The sequence below is a fragment of the Pelomicrobium sp. genome (genome assembly GCF_036803785.1).
Taxonomy (GTDB): domain Bacteria; phylum Pseudomonadota; class Gammaproteobacteria; order Burkholderiales; family UBA6910; genus Pelomicrobium.
In genome coordinates this window covers 1-15,073 of the sequence record NZ_DAIRTR010000026.1, presented here as the reverse complement: position 1 = coordinate 15,073, position 15,073 = coordinate 1, and the positions used below count along the sequence as shown (strand labels likewise).

At 65.6% G+C, this 15,073-nt stretch carries 15 protein-coding genes and 1 other RNA gene; 9 read left to right on the top strand and 7 right to left on the bottom strand.

Annotated elements, in window-relative coordinates; translation table 11 throughout:
• Positions 1-190: 190 nt before the first annotated feature.
• The 8 genes from V7Q81_RS04875 (at position 191) to V7Q81_RS04840 (ending at position 9,841) form a co-directional block, all read left to right on the top strand.
• On the top strand, positions 191-2,269 hold the full coding sequence (locus V7Q81_RS04875) for a dipeptide ABC transporter ATP-binding protein (RefSeq protein ID WP_442954762.1): 2,079 nt from the start codon (positions 191-193) through the stop codon (positions 2,267-2,269).
• 99 nt (positions 2,270-2,368) lie between these two features.
• On the top strand, positions 2,369-3,946 hold the full coding sequence (locus V7Q81_RS04870) for an ABC transporter substrate-binding protein (RefSeq protein WP_333840802.1): 1,578 nt from the start codon (positions 2,369-2,371) through the stop codon (positions 3,944-3,946).
• An 82-nt stretch (positions 3,947-4,028) separates the two neighbouring features.
• A complete protein-coding gene (locus tag V7Q81_RS04865; protein WP_333840801.1) occupies positions 4,029-4,982 on the top strand; it encodes an ABC transporter permease in 954 nt (317 codons plus the stop codon).
• 4 nt (positions 4,983-4,986) lie between these two features.
• Positions 4,987-5,880: an ABC transporter permease gene (locus tag V7Q81_RS04860; protein WP_333840800.1), complete on the top strand. Its 894-nt coding sequence runs from the start codon at positions 4,987-4,989 to the stop codon at positions 5,878-5,880.
• Positions 5,881-5,897: 17 nt separating this feature from the next.
• Positions 5,898-6,620 (top strand): AzlC family ABC transporter permease, encoded by a 723-nt coding sequence (locus tag V7Q81_RS04855; RefSeq protein ID WP_333840799.1) that lies wholly within the window; start codon positions 5,898-5,900, stop codon positions 6,618-6,620.
• Entirely contained in the window at positions 6,613-6,960 is a 348-nt protein-coding gene (locus V7Q81_RS04850) for an AzlD domain-containing protein (protein ID WP_333840798.1), read from the top strand. The genes V7Q81_RS04855 and V7Q81_RS04850 overlap by 8 nt, the downstream gene beginning before the upstream one ends.
• Before the next feature lie 38 nt (positions 6,961-6,998).
• A complete protein-coding gene (locus tag V7Q81_RS04845) occupies positions 6,999-8,330 on the top strand; it encodes a biotin-independent malonate decarboxylase subunit gamma (protein ID WP_333840797.1) in 1,332 nt (443 codons plus the stop codon).
• Entirely contained in the window at positions 8,327-9,841 is a 1,515-nt protein-coding gene (locus V7Q81_RS04840; RefSeq protein WP_333840796.1) for a malonate--CoA ligase, read from the top strand. Before V7Q81_RS04845 ends, V7Q81_RS04840 begins: the two co-directional genes overlap by 4 nt.
• A 97-nt stretch (positions 9,842-9,938) precedes the next feature.
• Here the strand turns inward: V7Q81_RS04840 and V7Q81_RS04835 are convergent, their stop codons facing one another.
• The 7 genes from V7Q81_RS04835 to zapB form a co-directional block, all read right to left on the bottom strand.
• Positions 9,939-10,733: a sulfite exporter TauE/SafE family protein gene (locus V7Q81_RS04835; protein ID WP_333840795.1), complete on the bottom strand. Its 795-nt coding sequence runs from the start codon at positions 10,731-10,733 to the stop codon at positions 9,939-9,941.
• Between the two features lie 352 nt (positions 10,734-11,085).
• On the bottom strand, positions 11,086-11,421 hold the full coding sequence (locus V7Q81_RS04830) for a hypothetical protein (protein ID WP_333840794.1): 336 nt from the start codon (positions 11,419-11,421) through the stop codon (positions 11,086-11,088).
• The gene (locus tag V7Q81_RS04825; RefSeq protein WP_333840793.1) at positions 11,418-12,101 is read right to left on the bottom strand and encodes a glutathione S-transferase; all 684 of its coding nucleotides are present in this window, start codon (positions 12,099-12,101) and stop codon (positions 11,418-11,420) included. Before V7Q81_RS04825 ends, V7Q81_RS04830 begins: the two co-directional genes overlap by 4 nt.
• Before the next feature lie 160 nt (positions 12,102-12,261).
• Complete coding sequence (locus tag V7Q81_RS04820) at positions 12,262-12,735, bottom strand: EVE domain-containing protein (protein WP_333840792.1); 474 nt, start codon at positions 12,733-12,735, stop codon at positions 12,262-12,264.
• A 347-nt stretch (positions 12,736-13,082) separates the two neighbouring features.
• Positions 13,083-13,264: non-coding RNA, 6S RNA (ssrS, locus tag V7Q81_RS04815), on the bottom strand.
• Between the two features lie 33 nt (positions 13,265-13,297).
• Complete coding sequence (locus V7Q81_RS04810) at positions 13,298-13,612, bottom strand: cell division protein ZapA (protein ID WP_333840791.1); 315 nt, start codon at positions 13,610-13,612, stop codon at positions 13,298-13,300.
• Positions 13,609-13,854, bottom strand: coding sequence for a cell division protein ZapB (gene zapB, locus V7Q81_RS04805; protein WP_333840790.1), 246 nt, complete (start codon positions 13,852-13,854; stop codon positions 13,609-13,611). The genes V7Q81_RS04810 and zapB overlap by 4 nt, the downstream gene beginning before the upstream one ends.
• A 227-nt stretch (positions 13,855-14,081) precedes the next feature.
• Between zapB and V7Q81_RS04800 the strand changes: the two genes are divergently transcribed.
• A partial coding sequence (locus V7Q81_RS04800; protein ID WP_333840789.1) for an ABC transporter permease occupies positions 14,082-15,073 on the top strand: 992 nt, incomplete at its 3' end.

The window sequence follows — 15,073 nt, the reverse complement described above, 5'->3', positions numbered from 1 at the left end:
CGCTGCCCGCGGAAAATAAAGCGTGCCCTTGACCTGGCGCATTGACTATACCTGGAGCATTCAACACAATGGCGGTTGACCCCGCACCATAAAAACTACAGAGCGCGGCAGCGTGCCGCGCCCTCCGCGGATGAGGAGGCTTGCCACCGTGCGCTGCAGTATGCGCGTTGCGGCCTGAGCTGAGGCCGTCGTGAACGCGACCACCGCCGTTTTCGACTCGCAGTTCAGTGGCATACGCCACGCGGGGGAGGCGCTGCTCGACGTGCAAAACCTGCACGTGCACTTCGTCACCACCCGCGGGGTGGTGCGCGCGGTCGAGGGCATCTCCTACCAGGTGCGCCCTGGCGAAGTGGTGGCCCTGGTTGGGGAGTCAGGCTGCGGCAAGTCGGTCTCCGCCCTGGCGGTGATGCGACTGCTCGCCAAGCCCACCGGTCATATCGTGGGCGGGCGCATCCTGTTCGAGGGCCGCGATCTGCTCAGGCTCTCGGAGGAGGAGATGCGCGCGGTGCGCGGGCGCGACATCGCCATGATCTTCCAGGAGCCGATGACCTCCTTGAATCCAGTGCTCACCATCGGCTTCCAGATCATGGAGCCGCTGCTCATCCACCTGAAGATGGACGAAGAGCAGGCGCGCACCCGGGCGCTGGAGCTCCTGAAGATGGTGGGCATTCCCGATCCGGCGCGCCGGCTCGACCAATACCCGCACCAGTTCTCCGGCGGCATGCGCCAGCGGGCCATGATCGCCATTGGCCTTGCCTGCAATCCCAAGCTCATCATCGCCGACGAGCCCACCACCGCCCTCGATGTCACCATCCAGGCCCAGATCCTGGAGCTCATGAAAGATCTCTCCCGCGAGCTGGGCATCGCCCTGGTGATCATTACCCACAACCTGGGCATCGTCGCCCGCTATGCCGACCGGGTGAACGTGATGTACGCGGCGCGCATGGTGGAGCAAGGTGCCGCCGAGGACATCTTCGCCCGGCCCTGCCACCCGTACACGGCGGGCCTGCTGCGCTCGGTGCCGCGGCTGGACAAGCCCCGCGGGCGCAAGCTCGAGACCATCGAGGGCATGCCCCCCAACTTGATGCACCCGCCTTTCGGCTGCCGCTTCGCTCCCCGTTGCTTGGCGAGAATCGAGCGCTGCGAGCACGAGCTACCGCCACCGATGGACGTGCGTCCCGGCCATTGGGCGGCCTGCTTCCGGGCGAGCGAGATGGACCGCCGGGGCCCCAAGGCGCTGGGCCTGGTGAGCGCGGCGGTGGAGGCGCCGCTCACCAAACAGGTGGAGTGCGTCAAGCCCCTGGTCTCAGTGCGACACCTCAAGACCTATTTCCACGTCTCGGCGGGATTCACGTTGATCTCCGCCCACAAAGCGCTGGTGAAGGCGGTGGACGACGTCTCGTTCGATATCTTTCCCGGCGAAACGCTGGGGTTGGTCGGGGAGTCTGGCTGCGGCAAGACCACCGTCGGGCGCACCCTGATCCGCCTGGAGGAGGCGACCGCCGGCGAAGTGCGGTTCGAAGATCTGGACGTGCTCGCGGCCCGCGGCCAGGACCTGAAGCGCTACCGGCGCTGCGCCCAGATCATCTTCCAGGACCCGTTCTCCTCGCTCAACCCGCGCATGACCATCGGCGAGATTATCGCCGAGCCCATGCAGGTCCACGGGTTGCAGCCGAATCGCAAAGCTGCCCGGGAAAAGGTGGCGCAGCTGCTCGAGCAGGTGGGGCTGTTCGCCTACATGGCCGACCGCTACCCGCACCAGCTCTCCGGCGGCCAGCGCCAGCGGGTGGGCATCGCCCGGGCACTTGCCCTCGAGCCCCGATTCATCGTGTGCGATGAGCCGGTGTCGGCCCTGGACGTGTCCATCCAGGCCCAGATCATTAACCTGCTGGAAGAGCTGCAGGAGAAGTTCAAGCTCACCTACCTGTTCATTGCCCACGATCTGGCGGTGGTGCGCCACATCTCCGACCGGGTCGTGGTCATGTACCTGGGGCGGATCATGGAGGTCGCGGACCGGGACGCACTGTACCGGGAGCCGCAACACCCGTACACCAAGGCGTTGCTCGAGGCGGTGCCGATTCCTGACCCTCACCTGGAGCGCCGGCGCTCCACCCGGCTGCTCGGCGGCGAGGTGCCAAGCCCCCTCAATCCGCCGAGTGGCTGCGTGTTCAATACCCGCTGTCCCCTTGCCGACGAGGAGTGCCGGCGGGTCGTGCCGGAGCTCAAGGAAGTGAAGGACAACCATTTTGCCGCGTGCATCAAACTTTAGAACGACACTTACAAGGCCGCACCCCTAGATGCCGGGGCGAGCGGCGGGCGGAAGAGCAAACGAACAAAGTCGCCAACCACCACACAAGGAGGAACGAGCATGAGAGCATCAGCGTTGTTTCTCGCGGGGACCGTGGCGGCATTCCTTGCCGCTGGCGGGGCCTACGCCCAGACGCCGAAGCGCGGCGGCGAGCTCAAGTTCGCCGTGACCGCGGAGCCGCCCAACTATGATTGCCACGCCAACTCCTCGTTCGCGTTCATTCATCCGGTGCGGCCCCATTACAACACCCTACTCAAGTTCGATCCGTCCAACTATCCCAAGATCGTGGGGGACCTGGCGGAGTCCTGGACCGTTTCCCAGGACGGCCTCACTTACACCTTCAAGCTGAGAAAAGGAGTCAAGTTCCACGACGGCTCCGCGTTCACCTCGGAGGACGTGAAGGCGACCTACGACCGTATCCGCCAGCCTCCGGCCGGGGTGCGCTCCTTGCGCCAGGCGGCCTACGAAGACATCGACACCATCCTCACGCCGGACCCGCACACGGTGGTGTTTAAGCTCAAGAAGCGCAACGCCTCCATGCTGTCCAACTTCGCCAGCCCCTGGGACTGCATCTACAGCGCCGCCAAGCTCAAAGAGGATCCCAAGTTCCCAGAGCGCAACATCCTGGGCACGGGCCCTTTCACTTTCGTCGAGCACGTGGCCGGCTCCCACTGGGTGGGCAAGCGCTTCGAGGGCTACTGGGACAAGGGTAAGCCCTATCTGGACGGCTATCGGGCGATCTTCATCAAAGGGGCGGCGATGGTGAACGCCCTGGCGGCGGGCGAGGTGCTCGCCGAGTTTCGCGGCCATTCGCCGGCGGACCGTGACCGCATCGTCCAGACCCTGGGCAAGGACGCGGTGGTGCAAGAGTCCCCATGGGTATGCGCCCTGGTGGTGGGCTTCAACACCCACAAGAAACCGTTCGACGACGAACGGGTGCGGCGGGCGCTTTCCCTGGCGATCGACCGCTGGGGCGGGGCAGAGGCCCTCTCCCGAGTCGCCCTGGTGCGCCATGTAGGCGGCCTGCTGCGGCCGGGCTACGAGCTGGCAGCGAGCGAGAAGGAGCTCGTCACCTATCCCGGTTTCTGGAAAGACATCAACAAGTCCCGAGCGGAGGCGAAGCGGCTGCTCAAGGAGGCCGGCGCGGAAGGCCTCAAGCTCAAGCTCACCAACCGCAACGTGCCCATGCCCTACACTCCAGTGGGTGTGTTCCTCATCGATCAGTGGCGGCAGATAGGCGTTCAAGTGGAGCACGAGCAGCTCGAGACCCGCCTCTATCTCGCCCGGCAACAGGAGGGCAACTACGACGCGGCGCTCGACTTCAACTGCGACTTCATGGACGAGCCCAACCTGCAGCTGCTCAAGTATCTGTCGGCGGATCGCTCCACCATCAACTATTCGGGCTATGTGGACCGCAAGGTGGACTATCTCTACGACAAGCAATCGGGCGAGCTGGACAAGAAGGAGCGCTACAAGATCCTGCGGGAGCTGGAGCAATACGTGCTCGGCAAGTCCTATGTCATCCCCACCATCTGGTGGCACCGAATCATCGTGCATCACAAGAAGATGAAGGGCTGGCACATCACGCCGAGCCATTACCTCAACCAGGACCTGGCGGACGTATGGCTGGACGAGTGAGCGTGGCCTAGCGGCGGCGGGGGGCGGGCGAGGAAACGCCCGCTTCGCCGCGCCGCCTTTCTTCACACACCCTGAACCGACGATGCTCAGATACACCATCCACCGCATCCTCCTGATGATCCCGACGCTGCTCGGCGTTGCCATCCTGGTGTTCCTGATGATGCGACTCATGCCCGGGGACGTGGTGGACGTGATGCTGCGCGGCGAAGGCGGCCAAGTCCCGCAGGCGGTCATCGACGCGGAACGGGCCCGGCTGGGGCTCGACCAGCCCATCCACGTCCAGTTTCTCAAGTGGATGGGGGGCGTGTTGCAGGGCAACCTGGGCTACTCCATGTGGACCGGCAAGCCGGTCACCTACGAGATCGGCATCCGCCTGGAGCTGTCCCTGCAAGTGGCCATCATGGCGACCGTGCTGGCGGTGCTGATCGCCATTCCCCTCGGCACGCTCTCGGCTCTGTTCAAGGACTCCTGGATCGATCACGTGATCCGCGTCTTCGCCGTGGCCGGGCTGGCGGTGCCCTCTTTTTGGCTGGGGATGATCATCATCCTGTTTCTCCTCTCCTTCTTCCACTGGCATCCGCCGCTCACCTTCACCTCCTTCTTCGACGATCCGAAGGCCAACCTATCCCAACTCATCTGGCCGGCGCTGGCGGTGGGCTATCGCTACTCGGCGGTGGCGACCCGCATGATGCGCTCCACCATTCTGGAGGTACTCCAGGAGGACTATATCCGCACCGCCCGGGCCAAGGGGGTGTTCGAGCGCCTCGTGATCCGGCGCCACGCCCTGCGCAACGCCATGCTGCCGGTGGTCACGGTGATCGGCCTGGAGTTCGCCTTCCTAATCGGCGGCCTGGTGGTCACCGAGCAGGTGTTCAACCTGAACGGCATTGGCAAGTTGTTCGTGGAGGCGGTCTCCCGAGGCGACATGACCATGGTGCAGGCGCTGGTGCTGCTAGTGGCTGCCTTCTTCATCCTGATCAATTTCGTGATCGACCTGCTCTATGCGGTGCTCGATCCGCGCATCCGGTATCGGTGAGAAAATGAGCGAAGCTGCCCCCGCCGTCACCTACCGTGTGCCCAAGCAGCACCACCCGCTGCTCGCCTTCATCGTCTACCAGCCGATGGGCACTTTCGGGCTCGTCGTGATCCTGGCCATGGTCTTCGCCGCCGCCTTCGCCCCCTGGGTGGCACCCCACGATCCGCTGGCGGTGGATTACGCCAACCTGATGGCGCCCCCGTCGTGGGAGCATTGGCTCGGCACCGACAACTTCGGCCGCGACGTGCTCTCGCGCATCATCTACGGTGCCCAGACGGCCCTCGCCGTGGGCTTCCTCTCCTCCTTCTGGGGTTCCACCGTGGGGGCTGTCATCGGTGTCGTCTCTGCCTATTTCGGTGGCAAGACGGACATGATCATCCAGCGCTTCATGGATGTGCTGCTCTCCTTCCCGATCATCGTGCTGGCGCTAGCGGTGGTGGCGATCCTGGGCCAGAACATCGTGTTCGGCATCGATCTCAACCTGATCTTCGCCATCGGGCTGCCCATGGTGCCCAAGGTGGCGCGGGTGGTGCGCTCTTCTGCCCTGGCGATCCGGGAGCTGCCCTACATCGACGCCGCCCGCGCGGCGGGCTTTTCCCACACCCGTATCATCTTCCGTCACATCGTGCCCAACGTGGTGGCTCCATTTCTCATCATGCTCACCGCTTTTGTCGGCCAGGCGATCCTGCTGGAGGCATCCCTGTCCTTCCTCGGGCTCGGCGTCACGGAGCCCACGCCAGCGTGGGGCCTGATGCTTTCCGGCTCGGCGGCCGACTTCTACCAGGAGGCGCCGTGGATGATCATCTTCCCCGGAGTGGCCATCAGCTTGGCGGTGTTCGCCTTCAATCTGTTCGGCGACTCCCTGCGGGACTGGCTTGATCCCAAGATCAAGCTGTAACCTGAGGTGAGCATGCGTTGAGCACGATTGCCCCCTCGTCCGCTGCAGCGGCCTTCCGCGACGGGGTCCGGGAGTCCTTCGGTGTGCCTTCCGCGGTCCTCGGCGCCGGTTACCTGGGCTTCGGCGCCCTGGCCGCCGGTCACGACTTCTCTCTCTTCGCTGCCCTGCTATCCACCGCCGCCATCTGGGCGCTGCCGGGTCAGGTGGTGCTGGTGGAGATGCACGCCCTCGGCGCTCCGCTGCTCGCCGTCGTCTCCACGGTCATGCTCACCAGCGCCCGTTTCCTGCCCATGACCGTGGCCCTGATGCCGCTATTGCGCGGCCCGCGCCATTCCCGGATGGCCCTGTATCTGGCCGCCCATCTAGTGGCCATGACCGGCTGGGCGGCGGCCATGCGGCGCTGCCCCGAGCTCCCCCCGGATGCCCGACTGGCCTATTTCGTCGGATTCGCCCTCATCAATTGGGGGACAAGCTTCCTGTGCACCGCCATCGGCTATTTGCTCGCCGATGGGTTGCCGCCCTTGGTGAAGCTGGGCTTCGTGTTTCTGAGCCCCGTCTATTTCCTGCTCATCCTCACGGGCGATGCCCGCACTCGCGCCGCGGTGCTGGCCCTGATGTGCGGCGCCCTGGCGGGGCCCGTGGCGCACCTGGTGGTCCCGGACTGGAGCGTGCTCGCCGGGGGGGTGGCGGGAGGCACTTTGGCCTATCTCGCCCTGCGTATAGGGCAGCGCCATGGCTGAGTTGGGCGGGATGCCGGCGTGGCTCGTAGCGCTGCTCTGCGGCCTGGCTACCTATCTATGGCGGGGGCTGGGCGTCACCCTCTCCGGGGGACTGCGCACCGACAGCCCGGTTTTCGTCTGGGTAGGGTGCGTGGCCTACGCCATGATCGCCGGACTGATCGCTCGCATCCTCCTGATGCCCGGTGGCACCCTGGAGCAGACCCTGCTCGCCGATCGGCTCCTCGCTTGTGCCGCCGCGGCGGGCGTTTTCTTCCTCGGAGGGCGCAACCTCTTCTATGGCGTCGTGACCGGAGGCGCGGCGCTGGTGATCCTTCATTGGGCGAGACAGGCCTTGGCCTGACGGGGTGTTGGCAGATGCCCGGGGGCTCGCAGCAAAGGATGGAAAGCGCAACGACCTTTTCAGCGATGGGACCCAGGGAGCGCATCGAGGCTCTCGTGGATGCGGGCAGTTTTGCGCCCCTGCCCGGCATCGCCTCCGCGGTGCTGGCCGGTCCCGCCTGTGTAGGGGGCGAGCCGGCGGTGCTGGCTGCCTTCGACGCCACCGACGCTGGCGGTTCCATCGGCTGGCGGGAGGCCGAGCAGCTGATAGCCGCTTGCGAACTTTGCCAGCGGGAAGGCTGGCCCTTGCTGCTGGTGATCGACTCGGCCGGGGCCCGCCTCACCGAAGGGCTACGCGCCTTGGGCGCGTTTCGCCGCCTGTACCGCCGGGTGCTGGCGCTCGCGGCGGTTGGCGGCCGGCTGCTGGCGTTGCTGCCGCGCCATGCGTTCGGCGGTGCCAGCATGCTCGCCTTCGCCTGCGAGCGGCGCATCTACAGCGAGCGTACCCTGCTCGCCATGTCGGGCCCCACCATCATCGAAGCCCTGGGAGGCCGCGACCAATTGGACGCCCGGGATCGAGACGCGGTGCGGAAGCTCATGGGAGGAAAATCCCGATGCCGCCACGGGGGGGAGGAGCAGCGGGTGGCTGACTCGGCGCTTGCTTTCCGGGAGGCCACCCTGCGCTGGATGGAGCAAATCAAGAAACAGACACCGCCTCCTCTTGACCAGCGGCACGGCGACTTGCAGGCCCGCCTCGCGGCCTTCGGACGCGAGCCCGTTCCCCCGTCCCCGGCCGACCCGGTGCCCAGAGCGTTGGCCCGGCGCCTGGAGGTCCTGTTTCCCCGGGGCTATTGCGCCGGATTCCGGGACGGGGTGCTCTGGGGCACGGCCGCCACGGACGCCGGTCCGGTCGGCCTCTTGGGACTTCTAGGGGGCGAGCCGGTGGGCGCCTGCCGGGCTTGGCTCTTGGCGGAAGGGGCCCTCGCCTTCAGCCACGCCCATCCGGCGCTTCCCCTGGTACTGCTCATGGACGCGCCCGGCCATGCGGCCCGCAGCGCCGACGAGCAGGTCATCCTGTCCGCATACCTGGCCCACCTTGCCCAGGTGTTGCACCATGTCAAGGAGCGCTGTCCCCTCACGCTGCTGGTGACAGGGGCTGCGGCGGGGGGCATCTACGTGAGCCTCGCCTGTCCCGCCGAGCGGGTCTGGGCCCTGCCCCGCACCTGCATCATGGAGCTGCCGCCCCGGGCGGTGGCCCAGGTGCTGGGCGCGGCGGAAGAGGAGGACCGCAGCTCCGCGCGGCTGCTCGCACTGGGTGTAGTGGACCGGGTGCTGTCGGCAGACGAATTCGCCCGTGCGGGCCGGACCCTTTTCGATCGAGGCCTGCCATGAACGCCAACATCTACAGTGTGATCGCCTGCTCCTTTCCCCGCTCGGCCGCCGTGCCGGCCTTGATCGACCGGGAGGGGGCGACCTACACCTACGAAGACTTGGCGCGGGAAACCGCCCGCCTGGCGCACCTTCTGGCGAGCCTGGGCCTCAAGCCGGGCGACCGGGTGGCGGCTCAAGTGGAAAAGTCGCCCCAGGCCCTTTTTCTCTACCTCGCGGCGATGCGAGCCGGCATGGTGTACCTGCCCCTCAACACCGCCTATCAGGAACACGAAGTGGACTACTTCCTGAAGGACGCCGAGCCGGCCTTAGTGGTATGCCGGCCCCAGGCCAAGGCGTGGATCGAACCCCTGGCGCAGCGGGCAGGAACGCGCCACGTCCTGACGCTCAACGAGCAGGGCGGAGGCACTCTCATGGAAGCCGCCGCCGGTCAACCGGGGCACTTCGAGACGGCCGAAGTGAAGGAGGACGACCTTGCCTGCATCATCTACACTTCGGGCACCACGGGCCGGTCCAAGGGCGCCATGCTCTCCCATGGGAACTTGGCCTCCAACGGGCTCACCCTGCGGGACTACTGGTGCTTTTCTGAGTCCGACGTGCTCATCCACGCTCTGCCCCTGTTCCACGTGCACGGCCTGTTCGTGGCGGTGCACTGCGCCCTCCTGGCAGGCGCCTGCATGCGGTTCCACCGCCGTTTCGATCCCAAAGCGGTGCTCGAGGATTTCTCTCGCGCCACCGTGCTCATGGGCGTGCCCACCTTCTATACCCGGCTGCTCAACGAGCCGGAACTCACGCGGGAGGCCTGCCGGGGCATGCGGCTCTTCGTCTCCGGTTCCGCGCCCCTGCTCGCCGAGACCCACAGGGCCTTTGCCGAGCGCACGGGCCACGCCATCCTCGAGCGCTACGGCATGTCGGAGGCGGGCATGATCACCTCCAACCCCTACGATGGCGAGCGGCGTCCCGGCACGGTGGGCTTTCCCCTGCCGGGCGTGAACGTGCGCGTGGCCGACGAGCAGGACCGGCCCCTGCCAGCGGGGCAAATCGGTGGTGTGCAGGTCAAAGGGCCCAACGTGTTCCTGGGCTATTGGCGCATGCCGGACAAGACCCGGGAGGAGTTCACCGCCGACGGATTCTTCCGTACCGGCGATGTGGGCGTGTTCAGTCACGACGGTTATCTCTCCATCGTGGGTCGCGCCAAAGACCTGGTGATCACGGGAGGCTACAACGTCTATCCCAAGGAGGTGGAGCTGGCGATCGACGAAATCCCCGGCGTGCTGGAGTCTGCGGTGATCGGCGTTCCCCATCCCGACTTCGGGGAGGCGGTCACCGCCGTGGTGGTGCGGACCCGGGAAGGGGCAGGACTCACGGAGGAGGCGATCATCCGGCATCTCAAGGGACGGCTCGCTGGCTACAAGGTGCCCAAGCGGGTGTACTTCGTGGAGGGGCTGCCCCGTAACGCCATGGGCAAGGTGCAGAAGAACGTATTGCGGGAGAGGTTCTCTAGGTCCGATTGAGCGCCGTAGGGTGCGCTTTAGCGCACCGCTTGCAAGGTCTCGTGTTGCCTGCCGGTGCGTTTCGCCGCGGCTCAACGCACCTTACACCCACTGAGGCTCAGAGCAAACTGATGAGCATTCGGGTGGCCAGGGCGTATAGCAGCAGGGCGAAGATGCGGCGTAGCACGGTGACCGGCATGCGATGGGCGGCGCGAGCACCCAGGGGAGCGGTCGCCATGCTGGCGACCACCAACCCCACCAACGCCGGCAGGTAAACGAAGCCCACGCTCAAAGGCGGCAGATTGTGGTTGTCCAGCCCGGTGAGCACGTAGCCCGCCGTTCCCGCCGCGGCGATGGGAAACCCCAGCGCCGACGAAGTGCCGATGGCCGTGAGCAGCGGCACGTTGCAGAAGGTAAGCAACGGGACAGTCATCACCGCGCCGCCCGCCGCCACCCAGCTCGAGATAGCCCCGATCGCCGCGCCGAGCAAGAACAGCACGGCTCGTCCCGGCAACTGGCGTGTCGGCTTCGGTTTGATACCCAGCAGGAGCTGGGTGGCTGCCGCGTAGACGAAAAGGGCGAAAAAGACCGCCAAAGGACGCATGGACAGAGCCCCGGCAACCAGGGCGCCGCCGAAAGTGCCCAGGAGAATGCCGGGGGCCATCGCCTTCGCGACGTCCCAGTTGACCGCTTTGCGCGCGTGGTGGGCGCGCACGCTGGAGACGGTGGTGAACAGGATGCTGGCGATGGCCGTGCCCAGGGACAAGTGCAGGATGTGCTCCGCCGGAAAGCCCTGGGCCTCGAACAAAAACACCAGAAAGGGCACCATGGTCATGCCCCCGCCGATGCCCAGCATGCCGGCGAAGAAGCCGACGAAGCCGCCGAGGGCGAGGTAAGCGAGCCACCATTCCATGGTCGAGTCGGCCTCGTGTCAAACCGCACGTCCGAGGCAGCGTGTCGAGCGCGCGTGGGTGCAATCTCCCCGTAGCCTCCCTCTGCTGCCAGTGCGTTTCGCTGCGCTCAAAACACGCTACATCCCAAGAAGTTTTACGGCCCAACGCACTCTAACGATCCCGTAGGTGCACTTGAGCGCACCGCTTGAAAGAGGTTTCGTGTTGCCTGCCAGTGCGTTTCGCCTGCGGCTCAACGCATCCTACGCGTTGGCGGTGTTTGGTAGGGTGCGCCTTGGCGCATCGCTCCAGGGGATTCTTCTTCCCCTGCCGGTGGGTTTAGCGCATAGAGCTTGGCAGTCGGCGCTGGGCGGCTCACGCCTTGCCTTTCAGGCGCAGCGCCTCCTCATCGAACGCGCGGTCGATGGCGTGCACGACGCGCTCTACCACGCGTAGGCCTTCCGCGGGCGCGTCGTCCTTCATGTAGGCAAGGCGCAGCGGCCCCAGGGCAGCCACCGCCCGTTCCCGGGCGATGGGGTCACCGGCGGTTTGCAAGAAGCTCCCCTCGAACAGATGCGCCACGATGGCGCCGGCCAGCGGATCGCGATGGGACCCGGCGCGGGCCTTGGCGACTGTCTCTTCGGGCGTTCCGTCCAGGAGGCCGCGGGGTGTGTGGGTATCGAGATAGGCAAGCAGCTCGGCGAAAGTCATGGGGTCTTGAACAGAAGTCCCTCCCGGGGGCTTGCGCCGCAGACTTTCTCGACCCGATCGATGTAGTACAAGAGGTCGATGGGCAGCGTCACCCCATCGAGCAATTGTAGCGGAAAAAGCCGGCATGCCAGGACTAGATCGGCGGCGGTGAGGGTGCCTGCAGTGAAATAGCGGTGATGGGCGAGGTGGCGCGCCAGCCCGCGCAGGTCGGCCACCCGTTCCAGCTGGCGATAGCCCTCGTAGCGGTCGTTCGCCAGGGCCTCGAGGCTCATCCCGAAGCGCCGCTCCACCTCCGCCGCCGCTCGGGCGAGCTGGCCGGTGCTTCCGCCCACGTCGGCGAAGGCGGGCAGCACGGCGGCGGTGAGCCGGGCGAGGAGCGGCTCGCTGCGCGCGAGCCAAGCCTGGAGCAGGTTCCAGGCCTCGGGCTTGACCAGCCCGGCGAACAAGGGGGGACCGCCGATCCAGGCATCCAACCCCTCCAGGGCAGCCAGGGGGTCCGTGCACACCTGCTGGTTGTCGAGCATGAGCAGAAACGGGCCGATCGCTCGCCCGAGTTCGAAGAACAGACCGTCATGCTCGTCGCCGAGGGCGACCGCCTCGTGCGGCGCTGCCTTGTAGCGCAGGGCGAGCCGCACGCTTTGAGCCTCCATCGACGACCAGGCGTGGTAAAGGACGGTCACCGCAATCTCCGCAGGGTGGAATGGGCTCGAGCCTGCTGCGAATCCGGGCTACCTGCCTTGAGCACCGCGACGCAGAGCGCGCAGTCCTTGCCGCGGCCACGGTGCGTCCAGGGGTGTCCTGCCGTGCAGACCATGGCACGAAAGGGTTCTCATCGCTTGCTCACCGGTCGTGCATATCGAGCAGGCGCCGGGTGATGAAGTTCCACTCGCGGGCAGTGACCGGCGTGATGGACAGCCGGTTGCCGGGCTTAAGGACCTGCATGGAGGCGAGCTCGGGATATCTCTTGAGCGCCTTGAGGGGCAGGAAGCGGGTCTTACGCTTGAACTTCACGTCCACGTTGAACCAGCGGGGCTTCTCCGGCGTCGCTTTCGGGTCGTAGTAGGGGCTCGCGGGGTCGAACTGGGTGGCGTCGGGGTAAGCGGCGGAGGCGACCTCCACGATTCCGGCGATGCCCGGCTCGGGACAGCTCGAGTGGTAGAAAAAGGCGAGATCTCCCACGCGCATCGAGTCCCGCATGAAATTGCGTGCCTGGTAATTGCGCACTCCGGTCCAAGGGGTGATGCGGTGTGGCGCCGCAGCGAGATCGTCGATGCTGAACTCGTCCGGCTCGGACTTCATGAGCCAGTAGCGCACGGCCTGCCTCCGGCATGCTCCGAATATTTTGAACCTCCGGTCGATGACCAGCGATCGACCGTTGTCTTTTCTTTGCTGGCCTGGCCATAGGATGCGCCTGGGCGCATCGCTTTGCAGGCCTTGTGTTGCCTGCCGGTGCGTTTCGCCTGCGGCTCAACGCACCTTACCTTTGACCCATCCCACTGATCCCGCGGGTCGCGGGGCACACCGTCCACCGGCATGGGGCCGTGCGGGCGTCTTTTCGCTCGATTCACCGCCTTCAGGGAAGGGACAGGCCAAAAACGAAGGAGGGTTTCGATCTTCCGAAACCCTCCTCTGCACTGCAGGCTCTTGCCCGCATCAAACAGGAGCCCCCCGCCAATGCCGTCCGGCCTTCATCCTGAACCCTAAGGTTCAAGGTGGTCGCTTTCCGAGCGCATCAGGCGCTTCCGCTTAGGACGCGCACACCAACGCTACTTGAGTCCGCAACCAAATCGCATCAAGTAGGTTCCAAGAATATTGGCCCGATCGACGAACACCGCAGGGGACATTCGGCGACGTTCCAGCCCTTCAAGAGTGGGAGCTAGAACAACTCATCTTGCTCGGAGAGCGCGCGATCAAGCGTCTCCTGCATGGCGTTTATTCTACGACGAATCTCCCCCAAGTCAAACTTGCCCGAGACTCGCGTCGAGAGGAATTCGTGGGCGATTTGCAGCGCGGCAATGAGGGCGATGCGCTCGGTACCCACCACTTTGCCGGTCTCCTTCACTTCCCGCATGCGTCTTTCGAGAAATGCGACGGCGTCCAGCAGTTGCTGCCGTTCCTCCTCTTTGCAGGCGATGCGGAATTCCCGGCCCATGATGGTCACGTCCAGGGGCTTCAGCTCGGCGCCGCTCATGGGATCTCTTCAGGCAGCCTCTCCACCAGCGCCTCGAGCCGGGCGCGGGCCTTCGCCATGCGATCGCGCAACCGCTTGTTCTCGTCCTCCAGCGCCGCCACCTTTTGCCGCAACTCGCTGTTCTGGGCGCGCAAACGTTGGCACAATTCAACGAGTTGAGCGATCTTCTGGTCAAGGGCGGTGAGTTCTGCATCCATAGTTGCAATATAGAGGTAAAAGCACGGAAAATCAACCGCTAACAAAGCATTCTGAAAAATCGCCTCATGTTTTCACCCGCTTTCCTGCGGCGCCTGCAATGGAGAGGGTCGCAACGTAAATTAGACCGCTCTGCGCGGTCCGAGGCGCCCGCCGGCGGCCGCGGGCGAACGTCGGATCGGTATATACTTGCGCCACTTGCTTCTACGCCCGAAGCGCCGACCGCAACAAAGGTCCGCGGGCTGCGGGCGCTTCCCATGAAGGCTTCCCGCTAGTGTCCGATCCCCAAACCAGCGCTTCCCGGCTTTACCTTCGTCTGCTGCGCTACGTAGCGCCCTACTGGCAGGCCTTCGCCGGCGCCGTCGTGGGCATGATCATCGTGGCGGCCACCGAGCCGGCGCTTCCGGCGCTCATGAAACCCCTGCTGGACGGCAGCTTCGTCCAGAAGGACGAAACCTTGATGTGGCTCGTTCCCCTGGCCATTGTCGCAGTGTTCCTGGTCCGCGGCCTCGCCTCCTACCTTGGCGACTATTGCATCCATTGGGTGGGCAACAAGGTGGTCATGGATCTGCGCAACGCCATGTTCGACCGGCTGCTCGCGCTACCGACGCGCTTTTTCACCGACCAGGCCTCTGGCGTGTTGATCTCCCGCGTGACCTACGACGCGGCCCAGGTGACGACTGCCTCGACCCATGCCCTGACCGTGCTGGTCAAGGACTCACTGGCAGTCCTGGGACTGCTCGCGTGGCTCCTTTATCTCAACTGGAAGCTCACCCTGCTGATGCTGGTGGTCGGTCCCGCCATCGCTGCAGTGATCCACGTGGCCGGCAAGCGGCTGCGGCGGGCGAGCCTGGGCACCCAGGAAGCGATGGGGGACATGACCCAGGTGGTGCAGGAGGCGATCGAATGCCACCGCGTGGTGAAGGTCTTCGGCGGTGAGGCCTACGAAGCCCGGCGCTTCCACGACACGGCCAACCGGGTGCGCCGTTTCGCCATGAAGCACGCTTCGGCGGCGGCGGCGACGGTCCCCATTACCCAAGTGCTGGCGGCGCTGATCCTGGCAGGCGTCGTCTACATCGCTGCCCTCCAATCCAACGTGGGGGAAACCACCGTCGGTGGATTCGTCTCTTTCGTGACCGCCATGGCCATGCTCCTTGCCCCCATCAAGCGGCTCACCCAGGTGAACGAGCACATCCAACGGGGCCTGGCGGCGGCCCAGAGCGTGTTTTCCGTGCTGGACGAGCCGCCCGAGCCTGATGCAGGGAC